General features: G+C 42.8%; 22 protein-coding genes. 3 read left to right on the top strand and 19 right to left on the bottom strand.

All coding sequences use genetic code 11. The features are described 5' to 3' along the window. Positions 1-9 precede the first annotated feature (9 nt). Positions 10-996 carry an ABC transporter substrate-binding protein gene (locus I2483_RS14560; RefSeq protein ID WP_207277854.1) on the bottom strand — a complete coding sequence of 329 codons (987 nt, stop codon included), beginning with the start codon at positions 994-996 and terminating at the stop codon, positions 10-12. Between the two features lie 192 nt (positions 997-1,188). On the opposite strand from I2483_RS14560, the gene I2483_RS14565 reads away from it, so the two are divergent. Then, positions 1,189-2,013, top strand: a complete 825-nt coding sequence (locus tag I2483_RS14565; protein ID WP_207277855.1) for an ABC transporter ATP-binding protein — start codon at positions 1,189-1,191, stop codon at positions 2,011-2,013. Beyond that, entirely contained in the window at positions 2,006-2,692 is a 687-nt protein-coding gene (locus tag I2483_RS14570; RefSeq protein ID WP_207277856.1) for a hypothetical protein, read from the top strand. The genes I2483_RS14565 and I2483_RS14570 overlap by 8 nt, the downstream gene beginning before the upstream one ends. A gap of 131 nt (positions 2,693-2,823) precedes the next feature. Here the strand turns inward: I2483_RS14570 and spoVT are convergent, their stop codons facing one another. The 18 genes from spoVT to metG all read right to left on the bottom strand — a co-directional run bounded on the left by spoVT (position 2,824) and on the right by metG (position 21,480). Then, positions 2,824-3,360, bottom strand: coding sequence for a stage V sporulation protein T (gene spoVT / locus I2483_RS14575; protein WP_207277857.1), 537 nt, complete (start codon positions 3,358-3,360; stop codon positions 2,824-2,826). A gap of 90 nt (positions 3,361-3,450) precedes the next feature. Beyond that, the gene (gene mfd / locus I2483_RS14580; protein ID WP_207277858.1) at positions 3,451-6,981 is read right to left on the bottom strand and encodes a transcription-repair coupling factor; all 3,531 of its coding nucleotides are present in this window, start codon (positions 6,979-6,981) and stop codon (positions 3,451-3,453) included. Between the two features lie 211 nt (positions 6,982-7,192). Continuing rightward, the gene (locus tag I2483_RS14585) at positions 7,193-7,423 is read right to left on the bottom strand and encodes an anti-sigma-F factor Fin (protein ID WP_186673339.1); all 231 of its coding nucleotides are present in this window, start codon (positions 7,421-7,423) and stop codon (positions 7,193-7,195) included. Between the two features lie 54 nt (positions 7,424-7,477). Then, positions 7,478-8,041 (bottom strand): aminoacyl-tRNA hydrolase, encoded by a 564-nt coding sequence (pth, locus tag I2483_RS14590; RefSeq protein ID WP_207277859.1) that lies wholly within the window; start codon positions 8,039-8,041, stop codon positions 7,478-7,480. A gap of 249 nt (positions 8,042-8,290) precedes the next feature. Next, positions 8,291-8,923 carry a 50S ribosomal protein L25/general stress protein Ctc gene (locus I2483_RS14595; RefSeq protein WP_207277860.1) on the bottom strand — a complete coding sequence of 211 codons (633 nt, stop codon included), beginning with the start codon at positions 8,921-8,923 and terminating at the stop codon, positions 8,291-8,293. A gap of 84 nt (positions 8,924-9,007) precedes the next feature. Then, on the bottom strand, positions 9,008-9,967 hold the full coding sequence (locus I2483_RS14600) for a ribose-phosphate diphosphokinase (protein ID WP_186673335.1): 960 nt from the start codon (positions 9,965-9,967) through the stop codon (positions 9,008-9,010). A 14-nt stretch (positions 9,968-9,981) separates the two neighbouring features. Next, complete coding sequence (gene glmU, locus I2483_RS14605; RefSeq protein WP_207277861.1) at positions 9,982-11,352, bottom strand: bifunctional UDP-N-acetylglucosamine diphosphorylase/glucosamine-1-phosphate N-acetyltransferase GlmU; 1,371 nt, start codon at positions 11,350-11,352, stop codon at positions 9,982-9,984. A gap of 446 nt (positions 11,353-11,798) precedes the next feature. Next, on the bottom strand, positions 11,799-12,083 hold the full coding sequence (gene spoVG, locus I2483_RS14610; RefSeq protein ID WP_207277862.1) for a septation regulator SpoVG: 285 nt from the start codon (positions 12,081-12,083) through the stop codon (positions 11,799-11,801). 148 nt (positions 12,084-12,231) lie between these two features. Continuing rightward, a complete protein-coding gene (locus I2483_RS14615; RefSeq protein WP_186673332.1) occupies positions 12,232-12,609 on the bottom strand; it encodes a RidA family protein in 378 nt (125 codons plus the stop codon). Between the two features lies 1 nt (position 12,610). After that, the gene (gene purR / locus I2483_RS14620; RefSeq protein WP_207277863.1) at positions 12,611-13,438 is read right to left on the bottom strand and encodes a pur operon repressor; all 828 of its coding nucleotides are present in this window, start codon (positions 13,436-13,438) and stop codon (positions 12,611-12,613) included. A 55-nt stretch (positions 13,439-13,493) separates the two neighbouring features. Next, positions 13,494-14,360: a 4-(cytidine 5'-diphospho)-2-C-methyl-D-erythritol kinase gene (gene ispE / locus I2483_RS14625; protein ID WP_207277864.1), complete on the bottom strand. Its 867-nt coding sequence runs from the start codon at positions 14,358-14,360 to the stop codon at positions 13,494-13,496. 326 nt (positions 14,361-14,686) lie between these two features. Continuing rightward, positions 14,687-14,863 carry a small, acid-soluble spore protein, alpha/beta type gene (locus I2483_RS14630; RefSeq protein WP_186673327.1) on the bottom strand — a complete coding sequence of 59 codons (177 nt, stop codon included), beginning with the start codon at positions 14,861-14,863 and terminating at the stop codon, positions 14,687-14,689. A 132-nt stretch (positions 14,864-14,995) separates the two neighbouring features. Further along, positions 14,996-15,262, bottom strand: a complete 267-nt coding sequence (gene veg, locus I2483_RS14635; RefSeq protein WP_067213752.1) for a biofilm formation stimulator Veg — start codon at positions 15,260-15,262, stop codon at positions 14,996-14,998. 136 nt (positions 15,263-15,398) lie between these two features. Next, positions 15,399-16,301 (bottom strand): 16S rRNA (adenine(1518)-N(6)/adenine(1519)-N(6))-dimethyltransferase RsmA, encoded by a 903-nt coding sequence (gene rsmA / locus I2483_RS14640; protein ID WP_207277865.1) that lies wholly within the window; start codon positions 16,299-16,301, stop codon positions 15,399-15,401. Next, on the bottom strand, positions 16,294-16,860 hold the full coding sequence (gene rnmV, locus I2483_RS14645; RefSeq protein ID WP_207277866.1) for a ribonuclease M5: 567 nt from the start codon (positions 16,858-16,860) through the stop codon (positions 16,294-16,296). Before rnmV ends, rsmA begins: the two co-directional genes overlap by 8 nt. A gap of 164 nt (positions 16,861-17,024) precedes the next feature. After that, positions 17,025-18,254, bottom strand: coding sequence for a ubiquitin-like domain-containing protein (locus I2483_RS14650; protein WP_207277867.1), 1,230 nt, complete (start codon positions 18,252-18,254; stop codon positions 17,025-17,027). A gap of 135 nt (positions 18,255-18,389) precedes the next feature. Continuing rightward, positions 18,390-19,157 carry a TatD family hydrolase gene (locus tag I2483_RS14655; RefSeq protein WP_207277868.1) on the bottom strand — a complete coding sequence of 256 codons (768 nt, stop codon included), beginning with the start codon at positions 19,155-19,157 and terminating at the stop codon, positions 18,390-18,392. Positions 19,158-19,506: 349 nt separating this feature from the next. Continuing rightward, the gene (gene metG, locus I2483_RS14660) at positions 19,507-21,480 is read right to left on the bottom strand and encodes a methionine--tRNA ligase (protein WP_346267734.1); all 1,974 of its coding nucleotides are present in this window, start codon (positions 21,478-21,480) and stop codon (positions 19,507-19,509) included. A 279-nt stretch (positions 21,481-21,759) separates the two neighbouring features. Between metG and I2483_RS14665 the strand changes: the two genes are divergently transcribed. Further along, complete coding sequence (locus I2483_RS14665) at positions 21,760-22,038, top strand: AbrB/MazE/SpoVT family DNA-binding domain-containing protein (RefSeq protein ID WP_186673315.1); 279 nt, start codon at positions 21,760-21,762, stop codon at positions 22,036-22,038. The last annotated feature ends 45 nt before the right edge of the window (positions 22,039-22,083 follow it).

The raw sequence follows: 22,083 nt of genomic DNA on the forward strand, positions 1-22,083 counted from the left end.
TTCTTGCCATTACTTACTTACCATCGTGCTCGTAATTTTATCGAGCAACGTTTCAGCTGAGAGAGGACCTCCATATAACCAAGTATCCCCGCCCAGATCATACAAACGGTCTTCTTTCACGAAATTCAAGTTCTTCCAAACTGCATTATCTTTTAACTGTTTTTCATAAATATTGTCGTCGTTTTGTACAATATACAAATAGTTAGCATCCTCGTACTTCGTTAGCCCTTCCACGTTATACGTACTAGAGCCGTAAAGTTCAAATTGGTCCGGAATATGGATGTTGTTTAAACCAATTTTCTCTAACATGATTGAAGCCATCGAATTTGGTGTAAACACACGAATTTCAGGTGCTTGAGCTCCCGTGTAAGCGAGTGTTAAGACAACATCTTTCGTTTTTAAACCAGCATTATCGATAGTTGTTTTCGCTTCTTCATATTTTACATCCAGGTCGGCTAATACCTGTTTCGCTTCATCCTTTTTATCAACAGCTTTTGCAATTTCGTTAAATGTAGTTATCATTTCTTGATACAAATCCATTTCTTCATCCTCAGGATACGGATTAAAAATGACTGTAGGTGCAATTTTCTCCAAATCTGCAATCATTCCATCATGACGGAAGCTTGTACCGATGATCAAGTCCGGCTCCAATTCAGCAATCGCTTCCAAGTTGGGTTCTTGACGACCGCCGACATTTACCACGTCGTCACTTAATTCTACGTCGATATTCACCCAGTTATGATATTCTTCTATATCCGCCATCCCCGCTGGCTGAACACCTACTGCCAATAAATCTTCCGCATATGTCCATTCCAAAACAACGACCTTTTTCGCGGGCTTATCAAGTGTCACTTCACCGTTAACACCTGTAATTGTTATACTTTTCCCTGCATTCCCGTTGTCTACAGCTTTATCTTCTTCTTTCTTCGAAGAACAACCGACTAACAACACTGCTAAAACCGCTAAAACAAGCAGTGATTTCAAAGATTTCTTCATATTAAACATTCCTCCATTTATCCACTTATTGATTATCATTCTCATTTAGTAGTTTAAACTTGATTGTACTGTTTTGTAAAGTTTTTAATAAAATAAATGATTATCATTCTCAATAGATGCTAAATATGCTATGCTTATCTCTAATTGAAAATGAAAATCATTTAGATTCCCTATAGATATGGAGGCATTCCTATGCATACCTCAATTAAGGCCGAAAACCTGTCAATTGGCTATCAAGATAATCTTCTTTTTGAAAACCTGAATTTATCGATTCCGAAAGGCGAAATTACTGTTTTTGTCGGTAGTAATGGTTGCGGTAAATCCACGTTACTCCGTTCAATTGCCCGTCTTTTAAAACCTTCTGACGGCTCTATCTTGCTTGAAGGCAAGGATATCCACTCGCTGTCTTCGCGTAATGTCGCAAAAAAAATGGGTATTCTTCCACAAGGCCCCGTATCACCTGAAGGGTTGACGGTACATGATCTTGTGAAACAAGGACGCTATCCACACCAATCGTGGCTCTCAAGATGGACTGAAGAGGATACGAAGAAAACGGAAGCTGCACTGACAGCGACTAAGATAAGTGATCTACGGGATCAATCGATCGACACGCTATCAGGTGGTCAACGGCAGCGTGCATGGATTGCAATGACACTCGCTCAAGATACAGACGTCATTTTATTGGATGAACCAACGACATACCTCGACATGACACATCAGATCGAAATTCTTGACCTACTATTTGAATTAAACGAACAAAAAGGCCGTACGATTGTCATGGTACTGCACGATTTAAATTTAGCCTCCCGTTATGCACACAATATCGTGGCCATTAAAGACGGCGCCGTCCATGCACAGGGCAAACCAGAAGATATTATCACCTGCGAATTAGTTCGCGCTGTGTTTGGAATGGAATGCCAAGTTTCAACAGACCCCCTTTTCGGCACACCGCACTGCGTTCCCTATGGTCGTGGCCGCTGCATCGTGTCAGAACTTCGAGGAAATACTGGTGCCTAATTTAGAGGCGGAACAACTAGCTGCACTGGAACGGTTCAGTGTACATATTGGTCAACAGCCAAACACATTTTTATCCGCTGCAGACATATTATGCGAGGCAGGAAGCGGCAAGCTATTTGAAATGGTTCAACGTTTATCAGATGCTCCGACAAATACTGTGGCCACATCTGTTTATATGAGAAGGCATGGTTTTTTCATAGCTGCCCAACTGCATTTAATGAGCGAACATAATTTACTGTGGGCTGGCGATTTGGAAGATGTGTCGTTATTCATCGAAAATGATACAATCCTTTTTTCTGTTCCATCTACCGGTTTTAGGGTTGTACAAAACCGTGAAAAAGATATCCGCTTTATTCTCGAGACCTACGGACACCCTGTCGTTGACTATTTAAGCAAGCGTGCAAAAATTGCGAAGTTGATTTTGTGGGAGAATGTGTGGGGGTATGTCTTGTGGATGTACTCAATGCTACTTCAAGAAAACTCATCATTTGCGCAGCCCGACTTGGATATTTTATTGGCAGATGAAACATGGAAACCTGCGATGCGCCGGTCTCCTTTCAAACAATATTTGAATAATCAACGAGCACTAGATGCAATGGCCAATTACAAACGGGTGACATGTTGTTTATATAAGGAACTTCCGAATACGGAAAAGTGCCCGTATTGTCCGCAAAAATAAACAACACTGGCACGAAACCTAACAACGCTTCGCCTGAACTTAACAACACTAGCGCGAAACTTAACAACGCTTCTCCCAAATAAAAAAACAGCCCGCCTAAACCGTTAATATCCGGTCCAAGTGGGCTGTTTTTAGGGTTCCATCTGTTTCGCTAAAAAATGGGCAGCTACTTCCGCCGCTTTCATTTCAGTTTCGCCAATGAAATGCACCTTTGATAACAAGTAAATAGCACCAATCGTATCTCCGGCAGCAATAATTGGCGCAATACAATAAGACTTCACCTGCTCGACTTGTCCTGGCACCCATTCAATTGCCTTTTCGAGTTTTTCTGTAACGATTTTACGGCCTGTCAAAATTTCATCAAGATCAGGCGACAACTGGCGATTTATATAATCTTTTTTCGATAATCCAGACACCGCAATCATTTCATCCCGATCACTGATGAGTACAGGCGTGCCAAGTGTTTCGTACAACGTTTCCGCATACTCTTTTGCAAATTGCCCGAGTTCTGATATCGGCGAATACTTCTTCAAAATCACTTCGCCATCCCGGTCGGTAAATATTTCAAGTGGATCCCCTTCACGAATCCTTAGTGTCCTTCGAATCTCTTTAGGAATAACTACCCTGCCAAGATCATCGATTCTGCGAACGATTCCTGTTGCCTTCATACATGATGCCTCACTTTCCACAAAATTGAACATTAATTTCGTTTCAATTGTAGTATGCATCAAGGATGGGCAAAATATGCAATACGCCCTTTAGACGGAATCACTAACAACAGTTTCCTTTGCAGATTCATGCAGAATCCTCATCATTTCTTCAAGCACATCAAATGCGGTCTGCTTCCCCGTCTGGCGCTCATCAATCCTCATGATAAGACAGCCATTTTCCATCGTGAACCCAACCGCACGACCAAATGCCATTGAATCGGACACAAGCTTCGCACCGTCAGTTTTTGCGGTTCCTTCAGGTGATATGCGAACTTCAATAAGCGATTGTTGCTTCTTGATTGATTCAGCACCCGCGATACGTCCCCAAGCTTTTACTCGCGCAACACGTAACAACAAGTCAGCCTCGAGTGGCATATCACCGAATCGATCTGTCATTTCATCGACAAGTTCATTGTAGTCCGTTTCATTTTCAATCGCTTTGACCATTTTGTACATTTGAATTTTTTGGAATCCATCACGCACATACTCATCTGGTATATAAGCATTAAGCGGCAATGCAATTTCCAAGTCTGGTATATCTGCCTTTATGATACCTGTCTGCTTTTGTTCGACAGCTTCTTGCAGCAATTGAGAATAAAGATCGAAGCCGACCGAATCGATGAAGCCATGTTGCTGAGAACCCAGTAGATTACCTGCGCCACGAATCGATAAGTCGCGCATCGCAATTTTGAAGCCCGAGCCAAGTTCCGTAAATTCCTTAATCGCCTGAAGACGGTTTTCCGCAACCTCTGTCAGCACCTTATCACGCTGATAAAGGAAATAGGCATACGCAACACGATTCGAACGTCCAACGCGTCCACGTAGTTGGTAGAGCTGCGATAAACCCATACGGTCTGCGTCTTGAACGATAAGTGTATTGACATTAGGAATATCGATACCCGTTTCAATGATGGTTGTTGTTACAAGAACATCATACTCACCTTCAAGGAAGCTTAAAATCACTGACTCAAGTGCCGATTCGCCCATCTGACCATTAGCAAACCCAACACGTGCTTCAGGCACAAGCTGCTTGATTTCATCGACTTTTCGCTCCATATCTTCCACCCGGTTATACAAGTAGAACACTTGCCCACCACGACCCATCTCCCTTTCAATTGCCTCGCGGACTAGCCCAAAATTTTGTTCCATAACATATGTCTGGACTGGGAAACGGTTTGCTGGTGGGGTTTCAATAACGGACAAATCACGAACACCAAGCATCGACATATGGAGAGTCCGTGGAATAGGCGTGGCCGTCAATGTCAGGACGTCGACATGTGTTTTTAACTGTTTAAGTTTTTCTTTATGCGTTACGCCAAATCGCTGTTCTTCATCGACAACAAGTAAACCAAGATCATGGTATACGATATCTTTAGAAAGAAGGCGATGTGTCCCAACAATAATATCGACTGTTCCGGCTTTCAACCTTTTCAACGTCTCCGTTTGTTCCTTCTTTTTCCGGAAACGATTTAAGAGTGAAACTTCAACTGGAAAGCCAGAAAAACGCTCTTTCATTGTTTCGTAATGCTGTTGTGCCAAAATCGTAGTAGGCACAAGGAATGCGACCTGCTTGCCATCCAATACGGCCTTGAATGCAGCACGGATTGCGACTTCTGTTTTTCCATACCCTACATCTCCACACAACAAGCGGTCCATTGGACGTTCTTTTTCCATATCCACCTTCACTTCAGCAATGGATCTAAGCTGATCGTCCGTTTCGTCATAAGGGAACGCATTTTCAAATGACATTTGCATGTCGTCATCCGCTGAAAAAGCATGTCCTTTTTCCGATTCCCGTTTGGCATACAGCTCAATTAGGTCGTCCGCGATATCTTGAACAGCTGCTATAACTTTAGTTTTCGTCTTCTTCCAGTCCGCGCCGCCTAACTTATGCAGTTTCGGTTCTTTTTCACCAGACGCGACATACTTCTGGATCAAATCTATCTGGTCGGCGGGAACGAACAACTTATCTTCTCCCCGGTACCGAATGTCGAGGTAATCTTTATGAATACCGCTTACTTCAAGCGTTACAACCCCGTAATATTTCCCAATTCCATGATTAACGTGAACAATATGGTCACCAGGTTTGATCTCCGAGTAGCTTTTGATACGCTCCGCATTGGTCATCTTTTGCGGACGTGCTTTCCGTTTCGGTGTCCCTTTAAAGAGCTCAGAATCCGTTATAACCGCCATTCGTTGAAATGGAAGCTCGAAGCCCGCAGACAAATCACCGTCGATAACAATTATGCCGCCTGCTGCGGACGGTTTTCCGGACAAGGCAGATTGCATATCATAATCCTCAAGAATCGATTGGACTTTTTGCATCCGTTCGTTGCCGTCTGCAATAATGAAAATATTGAAGCGCCCTTGGTGCCAGCGGTCTATTTCATTTTTCAATAAACTCATTTGCCCATGAAACTGCTGCATCGGTTTACAAGAAAACGTCACCGTCTTCTTCACAACAATTCCTGGGACTGAGCGGACGAAAAGAGAAAAATACACTTTTCTTTGCTTTAATGCTCCATGCACCTCTTCGAATGAAAACGAAGTTTTTGCATCATGAACAATCTTTCCTTCTTCAAGAAGGCCAACCGTCCATTCCTTTTCATCAGACTCTAGTGACGCAACAACCTCAAGGATCCGTCCGATTTCATCGAATAGAACGATTCCGTTACTTGGAAAATAGCTTTCAAGGGAAGTCGTTCCAGCTGAAAACGATGCATATTTCAACATATTTTCCGGAGTGGATCCTTCCCTCATCAAAGCAATATCGCCCTTCATATTAATGGTTAAGCGTTCTTTCGCTTCCGCATCGTTCATCTTCTTCAGACTTACGCCAAGTGCATGCTCCAGCTTTTCTGCGATGACCATCAGATCTTCAGCCTTCCAAACAAATTCGGCAGCGGGAAGAATTGACACGTCTTTCAGCTTACCTGTTGAGCGTTGGTCTTCCGCCGAAAATGTTCGAATGGAGTCAACATCCGTATCGAATAATTCAATCCGTACTGGGTCTTCCAGGTTCAGTGGATACAAGTCCAAGATACCTCCGCGCAGTGCAAATTCGCCCGGTGCTGTTACCATTGACTGTCTTGTATAACCCATCGACACAAGCCTTTCCAGCCATTCTTCCATATTAATTTCTGCGCCTATTTCCGCTGATAATGAGTTAGTCAACCAACGCTCTTTTTCCGGCAATAGTTTTTTCATGCCTGCAATCGGCGTGATATAAATCCCCTTCCCAATTCGCACCATATGATCTAACGTATCGATGCGCTGGGCACGAAGTTCATAACTCGAAACAGAAAAATCTGCAGCAATGAGTTCCTCTGCAGGGTAAAGGTGGACGAGTGAGTCGCCCAACATTTTGACGAGGTCTTCATATGTACGCTGCGCTTGCAGTAAATTCGGAGATACAATAAGAATGGGCCGTTTGCTCGACTGCTGAAGTACTTTGAAAAGGATTGACTTCGCACCACCTGACAATCCCGCGATCAGTTGACGGTCTATCCCCGACTCCAAATCTCCCACTAGTTCGTCAATCTCTTTCTCTTGTAAAAATAAATCTATAAGTGATTCCAATGCTACACATCCTTTCTTTTAAAATAATAGTAGGCGTTCAAAAAGGGCTAGGCCATTCGATTGCACCAAGTCCAAACTATAGTTATATATCTGGAAAATAAATACCTATACAAGCTGGTCGAATTTAACGGAATTCATTATTTAAACACAATTACCTTTTGATAAAAAAACAGAAAAAGCTTTGGACGCATCTTGCGCCAAAGCGTACATCTTATTGAAGCCATTTGGTAAGTGTATAGTAGTCCGGGAAGCGTTGGAGAGATTGCTCACACTGTTCGCATATGCATCGTACCGTCAATGCCCCGTCTTTTTCATACGTAAGAAAATGCTCAACTTCCCTTTCGTCCATCTTGTGCAGAAGAAGGATAGCCTCCTTTGCAGATTCAAACGGAAGTCTGCCAATTTCAGTCTCACAATGCCGGCAAGTATAACGGATCGCCATTTTAGTCTCCGCCCCTTTTCTCAAAGTATAGGCGCAAGATGGCTTTATTATTCCTTATAAACCATTAAAGTTGTTCATGACATCATTAAATGGTTTGCCTAGCCACGCTTCACATGCGGATGCACTTTTTTTCACCATGTCTTCAATTAATGGCTTTTCATCTTTGCCAAAAGGTGCCAGGACGTAATCAGCCACTTTCATGCCGCCAACGGGACGACCAACACCGATACGGATTCGGTTGAACTGATCCGTACCAAGATGTGCAATAAGTGATTTCATGCCGTTATGGCCACCCGCACTACCTTTTTGACGCAGTCGAATTGTTCCTGGAGCAATATCAAGATCATCATACAGAACAACGATATCTTCCACATCGATATCAAAGTAATCCATCAATGGTCGGACACATTCGCCAGATAAGTTCATGTAGGTAAGCGGCTTGACAAGCATTACTTTTCCTTCTGGACGATGGACAACTGTATACATGCCACCAAATTTCGACTGTATTGCAGTGATTGGCAGACGAGTACTAAGCTCGTCAATAACGTGAAAACCCACATTATGACGTGTTTTTTCGTATTGTTTGCCCGGGTTTCCGAGTCCTATTATCATTTTCATAGATTTCATCTTCCTTTTACATTAAATAATTAAGAAGAGCATGAGGCTCCTTAACAAATACAACGGATTTAAAGAGGGCAAAAAAGGCAGTCTAAGTGTGCGACATCCTGTCGCAACGACTGCATAACAATACCCTAAGGCCCCGTGTCTAGCACCTAGATACTATTCCATGTTAAATAAAAAAGCTTATAACTACTTAACTTTGAAACAGAAAAGAAGCGCACGGAAATCCGTGCGCTCATTGTTGCATTACTTCGCTTCCTTCTTCTCGCCAATTACTTCAGGTTCTGCTGATTCAGAAGCATCACTTTCAAGTTCTTCCATCTCCGCCGCCGTACGCGGTGAAGAAATTAGAACAAGTGAATGATCATCTTCGTTTAAAATCTCATATTTCGATTTCGCTCGAATTTCAGCTACTGTAATCGATTCACCGATTTGAAGGTTTGAAATGTCAATATCAAATGTCTCCGGAATGTCTGATGGTTTCACTTTGATAGTCACTTCGCGGTTTGGCTGTTGAAGTACGCCGCCTTCTTTCAAGCCGACAGAGTCGCCTACAAGGTGTACAAGTACATCTACTTCAAGCTCTTCTGTCATATTGATAGCAAGGAAGTCCGCATGTTGAATTTCACCTTTTAATACGTCAGATTGATAATCGTTTAGGACAACATTGATGTCCTTCCCGTCAATATTGAGTTTAATAACGCCATTACGGCCCGTTATTTGTAGTGTTTTCAGTAACTCGCGCTCTTTTACTGAAATAGATGTAGCTTCTGTTTTATAACCGTAGACGACCGCTGGAACATAGCCCTCTTTACGTAATTCAGTTAGTACGGATTGTTTTGATGGTACTCTCGCTTCTGATTGTATAGTTGTACTCATTTTATTTAATCACCCTTCTTTTAAAAAAGTCGTGTTAATTAATAAATACCCAGTGACAAGCGACATGAAACATCTAAATTGAAATTACTCAAACAATGTACTTACGGACTTCTCTTCGAACACGCGTACAATAGCTTCTGCAAGCAATGAAGCAATAGAAAGCTGTTTGATTTTTGGAGATTGTTTCGTTGCTGGAAGCTCAATTGAATTTGTAATGATCAATTCTTTAATTTGTGAATTGTTAATTCGTTCAATTGCTGGACCAGACAACACTGGATGTGTACAACAAGCATACACTTCTTTTGCTCCACTTTCGATTAATGCGCTCGCCGCAATTGTGATTGTCCCTGCTGTATCAATAATATCATCAATAAGGATCGCTGTTTTGCCTTCAACATTGCCAACGATATTCATCACTTCAGCAACATTTGGGCGTGGGCGACGTTTGTCGATAATTGCAATAGGGGCTTTCATGCGGTCCGCCATCTTACGCGCACGTGTTACACCACCATGATCCGGTGATACGATAACTAATTCGTCAGTGTTCAAGCCTTTTCCTTTAAAGTATTCTGTAAGGATTGGCTCAGCAACAAGATGATCGATTGGAATATCGAAGAAACCTTGGATTTGTGGTGCATGCAGATCGATTGCAATGACGCGATGCGCTCCTGCTGTTTCAAGTAAATTTGCAACAAGTTTCGCTGTAATCGGTTCACGTGAACGTGCTTTACGATCTTGGCGCGCATAGCCGTAATAAGGCATAACGACATTGATTGTGCGTGCTGATGCACGTTTCAAAGCGTCAATCATAATAAGAAGTTCCATCAAATTTTCATTGACAGGGTACGATGTCGACTGGATGACGAATACATCGCAGCCACGGATACTTTCTTCGATATTGATTTGGACTTCCCCGTCACTGAATTGTTTGACCGAGCATTTGCCGAGTGGGCGTCCTATTTTTTCCGCTACTTGCGCCGCAAGTGTTTGGTTCGAATTCAAAGAAAATATCTTTAGTTTATCGTTAGGATAGTGATTAGCCATCATGTTCCCCCTGTTTAATTGAGATTTAGTTTGTTCGCGTATCCTTCTTTATTCTCCTGGCGCGCGCGCGCAATTGCAAGTGAACTTTCTGGCACATTTTTAGTAATTGTCGATCCAGCTGCTACATATGCACCTTTTCCAACAATAACTGGAGCGACTAAATTCGAATTACAACCAATAAAAGCATCATCTTCGATTGTTGTAAGATGCTTGTTCTTGCCATCGTAGTTGACGGTAATTGTACCGCAACCTATATTTACATGCGATCCAATTTTTGCGTCACCGATATAGCTCAAATGCGACACTTTGCTGCCTTCACCTAGCGTTGATTTTTTCACTTCAACAAAGTTACCGATTTTCACGCTGTCACCAAGAGTAGAATCCGGGCGGATATGCGCGAACGGCCCGATTGCCGTAGCTGAACCAATTCTGCTAGATAGAACAACGGATGAATGCACAGTTGTATTATCGCCAATTACACTATCAATAATCTGGCTATTTGGCCCAATTACACATTTATTGCCGATAACAGTATGCCCTTCAATCATCGTACCCGGTTGAAGTACTGCATCACGGCCAATTTCTGCAGCCGCGCTTATATACGTGTTTTCGGGGTTGATGATTGTTACACCGTTGCGCATATGCTTTTCAGCAATACGTCCGCGCATGACACGCTCTGCCTCTGCCAAGACTACGCGATCATTAATACCAAGTGTCTCACTGAAATCCTCCGTTACGTATGCCGACACGAGTGCATTTTTAGATTGCAAAATACCGACAACATCCGGAAGATAGTATTCACCCTGCGAATTATTATTTTTTACTTTTTTAAGCGTTTCAAAAAGTGTCCGATTGTCAAAACAATAGGTACCTGTATTGATTTCCATCACTTTTTGCTCTTCAGGAGTTGCGTCTTTCTGTTCTACGTTTCGGAGGACCTGGCCGTTCTCTCCCCGGATAATGCGCCCGTATCCTGTTGGATCATCTGCATAAGCCGTTAAGATTGTTGCTTTCGCTCCTGTAACTTTATGATGCGCAATTAGTGCCTCCATCGTCTCAGAGCGGATGAGCGGTGTATCTCCGCATACAACTATGGTTGTGCCATCCAAGTCACCAATAAGCTCCTGAGCCTGCTGAACGGCGTGTGCTGTGCCTAATTGCTCTTGCTGTAGTGCATATTCACTTTTCTCTCCAAGCGTTTCTTCTACCATTTCTGCACCATGTCCAACAATCGTAACAATTCGACTGGTACCAAGACCGCGTATATGATCAATTACGTGTTCGACCATCGGTTTTCCACAAACGGGATGCAGTACTTTATATAAATCGGACTTCATCCGTGTACCTTGCCCTGCAGCCAGGACAACGGCATATGTATTTGTCATTTAATGGCCCCCATGAATGAGGGATGAAGGAGAATCCCCCTCTTAATGTTTTCACTATTGACTATAGCTGAAAACGGGCTACTTTTCAACCTCATACCCCTTGACAAGTTGATTACAATCTTTTATCATTTATTTTTCTTTTTTCTTCGCTTTTTAAAACCACAAAATCCCCATGTGAAACAAAGCACGGGGTATCTGCACGTGAACACAGCCTAAGTTTGCCACGTCACGTAGCAACAAAGAGAAATATAGTTGAATCTCCACTCGCTGCGTAACCCACATCCCGCAGACCTCCGAGTATTAGGTACTCGGGGTCTATACGTGAAACTTCTAGCATTGTAAATTATTCACAGTACAAAGTTTTATGATTTCTTAAGCAACAAGAAAAAACTGCCCTATTAACCACAGGCCGTCTATATTACTTCATGATAAACGAAGGGACCACATCATGCGCCAGCCCCTTCAAATACTTCTTCTTCTGCCGAAAGGTGGTAAGCCGCCATTACCGCATCTTGGATTTTCGTTCGAGCACTTGTATTTATTGGATGTGCTACATCGCGAAACTCTCCATCAGGCGTCCGTTTACTTGGCATAGCTACGAATAAACCCTCATTTCCATCGATAACCCGAATATCATGCACGACAAATTCATCGTCAATCGTAATCGAAGCAATCGCCCTCATCCTTCCATCTGTTTCCATCTTCCGCAATCTCACATCTGTTACTTCCATCTTGTACCACTCCTTTTGTCTTTACAGCGCATGACGACTATATTCCACAAAAGTAAGCGTTTCCCTTCTTTATAAACGCAATTATTTAAACATTTAGAATGACGTGCAAATAAAAAACCCGCCCTAGTGGTATCTGGGCGGGTATCTGTTATTCGCTTACTAGAGCAATAACTTCTATTTCAATTTTTACGTCTTTCGGTAATCTAGCAACTTCAACAGTTGAACGTGCAGGTGTATGAGCCCCGAAATGGTGTGCATAAATGTCGTTGACTGCAACAAATTCATTCATATCTTTAATAAAAACAGTCGCTTTTACTACTTTATCCAAAGATGAACCTGCTGCTTTCAGCACTTCTTTTAGATTAGCGAACACTTGGTGTGTTTGGTCTTCGATAGTCCCCTCAACTAGTAATCCTTCTGGTGTCAATGGAATTTGTCCGGATGTATATACCATTCCGTTCACACTAACCGCTTGTGCATAAGGTCCAATCGCCTGTGGTGCGTTTTCTGTCGCTACATAATTCATATCATTTTCCACCTTCCGCAAAATAGTTTCCTTCTTCCAACTCGATGGTTCCATTCTTTTCATTTACCGCATGAAGCTTGACGAGAGATAGGTAGTTATCGACCAGAACCTCTTCAGCATGATCGGATTCTACTAGAACGGCAATACCTGCCAACTCACAACCAAACTCTTCCAGAAGACTCTTCATTCCAAGCATCGTACCGCCTGCTTTCATGAAATCATCTGTAATGAGGACTTTACGTCCACTTTGCATGCTTCTCTTCGATAATACCATTGTTTGAATACGTCTGGTTGAACCGGATACATAATTGATGCTCACAGTTGGCCCCTCGGTCACCTTGCTATCACGGCGAACTACAACGACCGGGACATTCAGATGACGCGCAATTGCATGGGCAATCGGAATTCCCTTCGTCGCTACTGTCATAATCACGTCAATGTCTGTCTCCGCGTACGCTGAAGCGAATACTTTACCTACGCGATCCATAATGCGCGGATTGCCCAGAAGATCCGTCATGAATAAATAACCGCCTGGCAGCAATCGATCCGAATGGCCAAGTTTCTCCATCAGAAGCGACATCACTTCACGAACTTCAGGTTCTGCCATCCTCGGGATGAACTTCACTCCTCCCGCTGCTCCGGAAACCGTCACCAATTTTCCTGTACCTTTTTCCTCAAACGTTTCTTTTACAATCGTCAAATCTTCGCTTATCGAGGATTTTGCCGCTTGGTAACGTTCGGAGAAAAAGGTTAGTGGAATAAGTTCATGTGGGGATTCCAACAATTGGCTAGTCATATCTACAAGCCGCTCGCTCCTTTTCCACTTCATAGTAACATCTCCTAAACCCGAATATTTTAATGTACATTACCACAATTGTACGTGTTTAATCAAGAATTGGACGTCCTCCGACCATTCTGACCGCATATACTTCCGGACAGAACCCCTTTAGTCCATTGTAAATTCGTGGCACCCTGGATTCATGTTTAACGAGACCGAAAACTGTCGGACCGCTACCACTCATTAAAACTGCATCTGCACCAAATCTCTTCATCTGCTCTTTCAGAACGACGACTTGCGGATACAGATCCATAGTGACGGTTTCTAATACATTCCCGACTGACTTGCACATTTCGTCGTAATCTCCCGCTCTTAATGCTTCAATCATGCCAACCGTATTAATATGATCAATCGAAGATAAATTCAGATTTCCGTATATATCTCCTGTCGAAACCGAAATTGCTGGTTTAGCAAGGATAACCCAGCAATTTGGTGGGGGAGGGAGGATTTCAATTAGTTCTCCGCGTCCCGTCGCAAGTGCTGTCCCACCATGCACACAGAATGAAACATCCGAACCAATACGCGCCCCGAGCCTCGCGAGTTCATCGACACTTAAATTTAAATCCCATAGCCTATTCAATCCCCGTAGCGTAGCAGCAGCATCCGAACTTCCGCCCGCGAGCCCAGCAGCAACTGGAATACTTTTTTCTAACGTAATCTCAACACCGTTTGTAATCCCATATTCAATTTGCAACAATTCAGCAGCTTGGTAAGCCAAGTTCTTTCGATCATTGGGTACATGCCGTTCTGATGCCTTGATGATGATTTTCCCGTTATCTGCCGGACGAAGCCAAATTCTGTCCGCTAAATCGACCGTGGTCATAATCATTTCGACTTCATGAAAACCATCCGGGCGCTTATGTAATACATCGAGTGTTAAATTGATTTTTGCTGGTGCCTTTTCATAAAGCATCCGGCTCCCTCCATTCCAGCTAGTCTGTGTCCCCCTATTTTACCATAGGGTGAAAAATTTGCGCTGTGAAATGATAATAATTGGGTAATTGATTTTTGAATGCCTCGGTTTTAGAACAAAAGTGAAAACGCGACCGACTATATAAACAACGTACGACCCAATCATACACGCCTACCTACCAAGCATAAACACCACACAATCAATCATATCTATAACTCATAACTTCCCAAGTAATAAAAAGAAGAGCCGAACCGGATGTCTTGATGACCCCGGATCCAGCTCTTCTTTTGTCAGCCTGTTAGTTGGATAATGGGTAATTCATAGCGTTATTTCTTTTGTGCTACTCCTCGTTCGGCCATTTCAATTGCTCGCTTCACCATATTACCCGCGTCGCGTGATTTGATGCCGCCCCAACCTTCTCGCTCTACAACATCATAAAATCCAAGCTCTTTCGCAATTTCTACCTTCAAGCTTTCAGACATTATGCCACGTTTTTTCGCCATTCGGTTTTCCTCCTTTTGGCTGACAAATGTAGTATGAACCAAATGAAAGAAAAAACACCCATACAAGACATCCTTATTCGGAATGCTTGCACGGGTGTTGTTTAAAAATGAATTAAATCATTAGTACAGTAATTATTTGATAATGAATGCAGTAGGATCTGCACCTTCAAGAATTGTTATTTCAACCGCTTCGGTTAAAATATCTGCGTAGCTGTAAGATACTCTTTCAAACGCATTTTCGTCCTGGTCAAGTTCAACTACAAATACCGCACGATATGTTTCCCGCAGCACTCCAGCTCTCTCGATAGTCTTCTTCCGACCGCCGTTTGCTTTTAAGTGCAAACGTTTTCCAAGATGAGAATCCAATGACTTCTTAATGTCCGCTAATGTTTTTGGCACGTCGCTTACACCTCACTAAGTATAAGCATAACACTTTTAAAAGTTTCTGTCAATTAAAATCTTCATTTTAACAATTGGCCGTCTACTTTGTCAATCCTTTTATTAAAAAAAAGGGTATTTTTCTAATAAAAATGTTCTAACTCTGTCGTTTTTTCTTATCCTCAAAAAAGTCCTCATACAAGGCATTCGACAGGTCGGCAAACTCTTCTATCGTCAGTGTTTCCCCTCGTCGACCAGGGTCCATGCCGATTTGTTCGAAAGCTTTCAATATCGTTTCTTTCTTCAACTTGCCATTAGGAAGTGACGATTGTAGGTTGTTCAAGATTGTCTTCCGGCGCTGGACAAATGAACCCCTAGATACCACAAACATAAAGTCTTCATCGATTACTTTTGCAGGCGCAGTTTCTTTTCTCGTCAAACGCAGAACAGCTGACTCAACATTCGGTTGCGGCATGAATACCGTCTTCGGTACAATCATAGCCACTTCCGCATCCATATAATACTGAATAGCGATAGACAAAGAACCGTATGCTTTTGTCCCAGGAACCGCGGTAATGCGGTCTGCTACTTCTTTCTGCATCATAACGACCATACCTGCTACCGGAACTTTGCCAAGCAAGAACTTCATGATAATTGGTGTCGTCACATAATAAGGCAAGTTTGCAACAACAACAACATCCTCGTAATCCGCGAAGTGATCCTTCATTACTTGTAGAAGGTCAGCTTCTAGTATGTCCTGATGAACGATTGTCACGTTATCGTAAGGCGACAGGGTGTCTTCCAATACAGGAAGAAGGCGTCCGTCAATTTCAAAAGCAACCACTTTTCCCGCGCTTCTTGCAAGATGTTCTGTTAGTGCCCCAATTCCCGGTCCGATTTCAATAACACCCGTTTTTTCAGACAAGCCTGCGTGCGAAATGATATTGCGTAAAATATTGGGGTCAATCAAGAAGTTTTGACCTAAACTCTTTTTGAGCGAAAAACCGTATTTAGCAAGAATTTCTTTCGTCCTGACCGGAGTCGCGATATCTTTATTCATTATTTTCCGTTTCCTCCTCGTCTAGAACCTTTAATACTTCTCCCAATCGATCATAACCAATTCGGAACATTTCCAACCGCTTCTTTAATCCTTTGCCATTCACTTGACCGATTTGCAACAGCTCGCTTAAGCGTTCACGCCGCCTCTTTGCATCGGGATGTCCGATAAGCCTAGCCGTCATCAAATCCGCTAGTGGAATATCAACAACAGGCTGGTCGTCCACTGTGTAAACCGCACTTAGCGCCGCTCGTATATGCTCATCATGCGCATGCTCAATCCCAAGCCCCGATCCATTTTTAGCAATCGTTAGCTTTTTTTCAAGAAAAGCATGTTTTACGCCCGGAATACGCTCTTCAATGATGGCACGGATTCTTCTCCCAGGAAAATCGGGATCCGTAAATACGATGACGCCCCGCGTTTCCTGTGCATGGCGAATCCGCGTGAGTGTTAACTCATCAATAGCAGAACCGTTCGTTTCAATCGTATCCGCACCCACCGCCCGTTTCACGGCGACTGTATCAGACTTTCCTTCAACAACAATAATTTCTTTAATGTTCACAAAAATCCTCATTCCCAATGCATTCTTTCCCTAATTCTACTCTGCCCACAAGCGGATGTACAGATGTGGAGGTGATCAATTACACCTCTGCGTAATTGCTTTAGCAGAAGCAAGCTGTAACGCAATAATCCGCGGGACTAATTTCAGTCCTGCGGATGTATATGTCAATCGATGATTTTAATTTTCACTTGACGCCTGCCAAATTTGTAGGCATCACTTTTCGTCGGTACATGCAGATCAATCTTCTTGCCCTTAATTGCGCCGCCTGTATCTCCCGCGACCGCATAGCCGTACCCCTCAACCCACACTTTAGAACCGAGCGGAATAATGCTCGGGTCAACTGCAATGACTTTCAAGTTGGGGTTCGCACGTAAATTGATGCCTGTACGCGTAATTCCAGAACAGCCATTACAATATGCCGTATAGGCTGTAGCAGTTACGTAGAACTCCTCGCCCCCTGCAGATGAATCATTACGCGACACACTTCTCGAATTAGACATCCCCGCTGATGCACTTGCGACCATCACTCGCGAGCCGATTGCCACAATTTTCGTTTGTGGTTCTTTAATTGATTTCTCTTCTAGCAGCTTACGGGAAACTTCTTTCCCGTTTTCTTTTACAATTTCAAACTTCCGTGAAACCATTCCTTTTTTTCCTGGCTGGACGATTTTCTCGCGCCCTTTCAGCAAAGATGGATCGTTGCGTGTTTCAACTGCAAAGTTCGCCGGTTCTTCCACTACATCGGTGACTTTTTCCACTCGTACGACTTCCACTATAGAACCAGGCTTTAGATACCCATTTGCCTTTCTATTCAGACGATCGTCATCATTCAAATGAATGTTCTCTCTTTTTAAAAAGTCAGCGACCGTAGTCGAAGTTGACCGGACCTTCTTTTCTTCTCCGCCGTCATTCAACGTTACTTCAAACGCTTTTTGGACGGTAATGCTATTTTCTTTCCCCAGCTGTTCTTCAAGCACAGGGTTTACAACATCATATTCGGTAATTTCAATACCCGCCTCAGCAAGTACCTCTTCAACCTTATCATTAGTCGTCCATATGGATGTGGTATCCTGATCGACATTTATTACAACTTGTTGCGACTGTTCCCACCTAATCGATAGACCATCTTCGATAGGTGTATTCACTGAGGGTATTACTAGATCGTGTTTGGCAACCTCAATTTCCTGTTCGGAAAGCAAGTGACCAACTGTATGTGCGTGCGTCTTAATGTTAAGTTCTTCACCGTTCACGTCTAGCGTGATCGATTTTTTTGTTCCTTCAAAGAGAACAAGTGAAATAACAGTAACAAATAGCGTTAGCGAAACTACGGTAATCGCTACTTTTTTACTCCTCAATGACTTATAGAACAGGTTTTTCATGGTATTTTTTGACACGAAAAAAACTCCTCCTTCATCACTCGGCTGATTATAAAGGCTACTCTTCGTCGTGTCAACCCGTGCGGATTTGATGCATAAGGAAATCAGGAAGTCTCCCGCATGAAAAACGCGGAAGAATACCTGACATCTTATTCACGTTATGTTAAATACTCTCAAGGCATTCGCTGTCGTTCTTCTTGCCACTTCTTCAACTGAAACTTCTTTTAATCTTGCAATTTCTTCCGCTACAAGCGTTACCCAAGCCGGTTCATTCCTTTTTCCACGGTACGGGTGAGGTGCCAAATAAGGAGCGTCTGTTTCAATTAATAAGTAATCGAGCGAAATCTCTGTTGCAACTTGTTTCGGCGCCTTTGCATTTTTAAACGTAACAGGTCCCCCCAAAGAAATCATGAAATTCATATTTATGCATTCATTTGCTGTCTCGACACTTCCACCAAAACAGTGCATAATACCACCCGTTTTTTCCGCTTCCTCTTCTTTCAAGATACGAACGACATCTGCCGTTGCGTCACGGTTATGGATGATGATTGGAAGGTTCACTTTCTGCGCGAGCCGAATCTGCTTTCTGAACACTTCCTGCTGTACGTCTTTCGGTGACTTCTCCCAATGGTAGTCAAGGCCTGTCTCACCGATTCCCACAACTTTAGGGTGTGCGGCAAGTGATTCAATCCATTCCAGGTCTTTTTCGGTGCAATCGATTGCATCTACCGGATGCCAACCGACAACGGCGTAAATGAAGGCATGCTGTTCAGTAAGTTCCATAGCCTTCAAAATTGTCTTGCGATCAAATCCGACGACCACCATCTTGTCAACGCCGGCCTCTTGGGCACGTTGAATTACTTCATCTATATCTTCTTCATACTGATCTGCATTTAAATGAACGTGTGTATCTATATACATTATTTTCGCCTCACTATCGTTTTATTTTAATCGAACGGATTAAGACTTCTATCATTTACTATATATGTTACATAAAGATTCCCTTCAAATCCGCTTCGGCGCTAGGGGATGCCTCCCGCCCTAAGCCGGATGATGTATCCTTTAACTTATATGAAATAACCTCTTGGCATTAACTGTATAATTTCTGCAAAGAACGCAGAAATTATACAAACCGAACTCTTCGTTGTTCGGTTGGCTACCCCTTGTAAGGCGCCTTCGCTCAGTTCCTACTTTTAGTCATATATTCTATATAGGTAATTACTTATGAAAAAGAAAAACGGCGTTTCCATGAGGGACGCCGTTTTTATTTTTATTTAACTTGTGCACCATTTTCAAGTGATTGATCAACTGTGGCAAGTTTCAAAATACCATCTGACTTCCCTGCTAAAATCATGCCTTGGGACAGTTCCCCGCGTAATTTCACGGGTTTCAAATTGGCAACAACAATTACTTTCTGCCCGACAAGTGCCTCAGGTTCGTAATGTTCTGCGATGCCCGATACAACTTGTCGCTGCTCATAACCCATATCCAGTTGGAGCTTAAGCAATTTATCTGCCTTCGGAATTCTTTCACATGCAATTACTGTCGCAACGCGTAAATCGACTTTCAGGAAATCATCGATTGAAATCTCGGCTGCTACTGGCTCTTCAACTTCCACTTTGGCAGGTTGTTCAGCAGGCGTATTTTCAGCCGGTGCAGTAATTGCCATCTGATCGCGGATATAAACGACTTCAACGTCCGCATCCAGGCGAGGGAAGATTGGAACACCTTTTTCTACAACTTTGGTGCCCGTTGGAATCGCGTTAAAATTACCTAGCGTATCCCAAGCAAGCAGTTTTTCATCAAGACCCAGTTGCGTCATTATCTGTTTTGGTGCTTCCGTCATGAACGGTTGCAATAAGACAGCAATGTGACGGAGTGACGTTGCTAGATGCATCATAACAGACGCTAGTTTCCCTTTATCTGCTTCTTCCTTCGCCAGTACCCATGGAGACGTCTCATCAATGTATTTGTTGGTCCGTGATATAAGAGCCCACAAATCGCCAAGGACAGCACTAAACTGCATCTTTTCCATGGACGCTTCGTATTTACCGACTGTAGTTGTCATGAAATTCGTCAAGCTGTCATCGAAATCCGTTGCGACAAGACCTTGTGTCGGGATCTCCCCGTCGAAATATTTATTGATCATCGAAATTGATCGGTTCAATAAATTTCCGAGGTCATTTGCAAGGTCATAATTTGTCCGCTCCACAAAGGACTCGGGTGAGAATACACCATCTTGCCCGAACGGCAATTCACGAAGAAGGAAATAACGTGTCGCATCAAGTCCATAGCGTTCAACAAGCATTTCGGGATAGACGACGTTGCCTTTAGATTTCGACATTTTCCCGTCCTTCATCATGATGAAGCCATGCGCAAATACTTTTTTCGGCAACGGCAAATCGAGCGCCATTAAGAAAATTGGCCAATAAATCGTATGGAAACGAACGATATCTTTTCCAACAACATGGACATCCGCTGGCCAATAGTTGTTGAATAGCGAATCATCATCTGACTGGTAACCAAGCGCCGTAATATAGTTTGTTAGAGCATCGACCCATACGTAAATGACATGCTTCAGATCTCCAGGAACTTTTATGCCCCAATCAAACGACATACGCGAAACAGATAAGTCTTCAAGTCCTGGTTTGATAAAGTTATTAATCATCTCGTTTTTGCGCGATTCCGGTTCGATGAACTTCGGATTGTCTTCGTAAAATTTCAACAGTCTGCCTGCATACTTCTTCATATTGAAGAAGTATGATTCTTCCTTCACTTTTTTGACCGGGCGTCCACAATCAGGACAGTTGCCATTTTCAAGCTGCCCTTCCGTAAAGTACGTTTCACAAGGCAGGCAATACCATCCTTCGTACTCGCCTTTATAAATATCGCCGTTATCAAGGAATGTTTTAAAAACCTTTTCAACAATCACTTTATGGCGCTCTTCCGTCGTACGGATGAAGTCGTCATATGAAATGTCCATTGTATTCCATACCTTTTTCGCCGTCTCTGCAATGCCGTCTACAAACTCCTGCGGGGGTAGTCCTGCCTCTTGCGCTTTTTCCTGGATCTTTTGACCGTGCTCATCCATTCCAGTCAGGAAATGGACATCATACCCGCGCAGTCGTTTGTAACGAGCCATCGCGTCAGAAGCCACAGTTGTATAAGCGGTACCAATATGGAATTTTCCGCTTGGGTAATAAATAGGTGTTGTAATATAAAAAGTCTTTTTCTGATCAGCCACGAATATTCCTCCAGTGTATAAGTATGTACTATCTATTCTATCTAAAGCGTACCGACGATACAATGAAATTCCTCGACAATAACTAACGCCATTCATGTTTTCACATCTATTAGTCTATTCTTGTCGAAATTAGACAGCTTATTTCAAAAAAACTACTATTTTTTTCATAGTTTTAAGCGCGTGCTATTGACGTTAATTGGAAGACTTGGTATGATGAATTGGATAAGAGAAATTTGTCGAATTTTGACGAAACTAAATGTATTGAAAGGAGCTAAAGTCATGAAATCAACTGGTATTGTAAGAAAAGTCGATGAACTTGGACGTGTGGTAATTCCAATCGAATTACGCCGTACACTTGGTATTGCACAGAAAGACGCTTTGGAAATTTACGTTGATGAAGATAAAATTATCTTGAAGAAATATATGCCGAATATGACATGCTCCATTACGGGCGATGTGTCTGATGACAATTTAAGTCTTATCGGCGGTAAGTTAATTTTGAGCCCAGAAGGCGCAAAACAACTTATCACTGAAATTGAAGATAGCTTGAAAAAGTAAGTCTATACTACTCTTATCCAGAACGGTTGACCGGTCTGGATTTTT

The sequence above is a fragment of the Sporosarcina sp. E16_3 genome (assembly GCF_017347125.1).
Classification (GTDB): domain Bacteria; phylum Bacillota; class Bacilli; order Bacillales_A; family Planococcaceae; genus Sporosarcina.

Coding starts and splice junctions, on each gene's coding strand:
- rsmA (WP_207277865.1), bottom strand. CDS start 16,301: ATGAATAAAGATATCGCGACTCCGGTCAGGACGAAAGAAATTCTTGCT.
- I2483_RS14595 (WP_207277860.1), bottom strand. CDS start 8,923: ATGAGTACAACTATACAATCAGAAGCGAGAGTACCATCAAAACAATCC.
- I2483_RS14630 (WP_186673327.1), bottom strand. CDS start 14,863: ATGGCGAAAAAACGTGGCATAATGTCTGAAAGCTTGAAGGTAGAAATT.
- I2483_RS14615 (WP_186673332.1), bottom strand. CDS start 12,609: ATGAATTATGTAGCGACAGAAAACGCACCACAGGCGATTGGACCTTAT.
- I2483_RS14665 (WP_186673315.1), top strand. CDS start 21,760: ATGAAATCAACTGGTATTGTAAGAAAAGTCGATGAACTTGGACGTGTG.
- pth (WP_207277859.1), bottom strand. CDS start 8,041: ATGAAAATGATAATAGGACTCGGAAACCCGGGCAAACAATACGAAAAA.
- glmU (WP_207277861.1), bottom strand. CDS start 11,352: ATGACAAATACATATGCCGTTGTCCTGGCTGCAGGGCAAGGTACACGG.
- I2483_RS14560 (WP_207277854.1), bottom strand. CDS start 996: ATGAAGAAATCTTTGAAATCACTGCTTGTTTTAGCGGTTTTAGCAGTG.
- I2483_RS14655 (WP_207277868.1), bottom strand. CDS start 19,157: ATGTATATAGATACACACGTTCATTTAAATGCAGATCAGTATGAAGAA.
- spoVG (WP_207277862.1), bottom strand. CDS start 12,083: ATGGAAGTAACAGATGTGAGATTGCGGAAGATGGAAACAGATGGAAGG.
- I2483_RS14565 (WP_207277855.1), top strand. CDS start 1,189: ATGCATACCTCAATTAAGGCCGAAAACCTGTCAATTGGCTATCAAGAT.
- ispE (WP_207277864.1), bottom strand. CDS start 14,360: ATGCTTTATGAAAAGGCACCAGCAAAAATCAATTTAACACTCGATGTA.
- purR (WP_207277863.1), bottom strand. CDS start 13,438: ATGAAGTGGAAAAGGAGCGAGCGGCTTGTAGATATGACTAGCCAATTG.
- spoVT (WP_207277857.1), bottom strand. CDS start 3,360: ATGAAGGCAACAGGAATCGTTCGCAGAATCGATGATCTTGGCAGGGTA.
- I2483_RS14600 (WP_186673335.1), bottom strand. CDS start 9,967: ATGGCTAATCACTATCCTAACGATAAACTAAAGATATTTTCTTTGAAT.
- I2483_RS14585 (WP_186673339.1), bottom strand. CDS start 7,423: ATGGCGATCCGTTATACTTGCCGGCATTGTGAGACTGAAATTGGCAGA.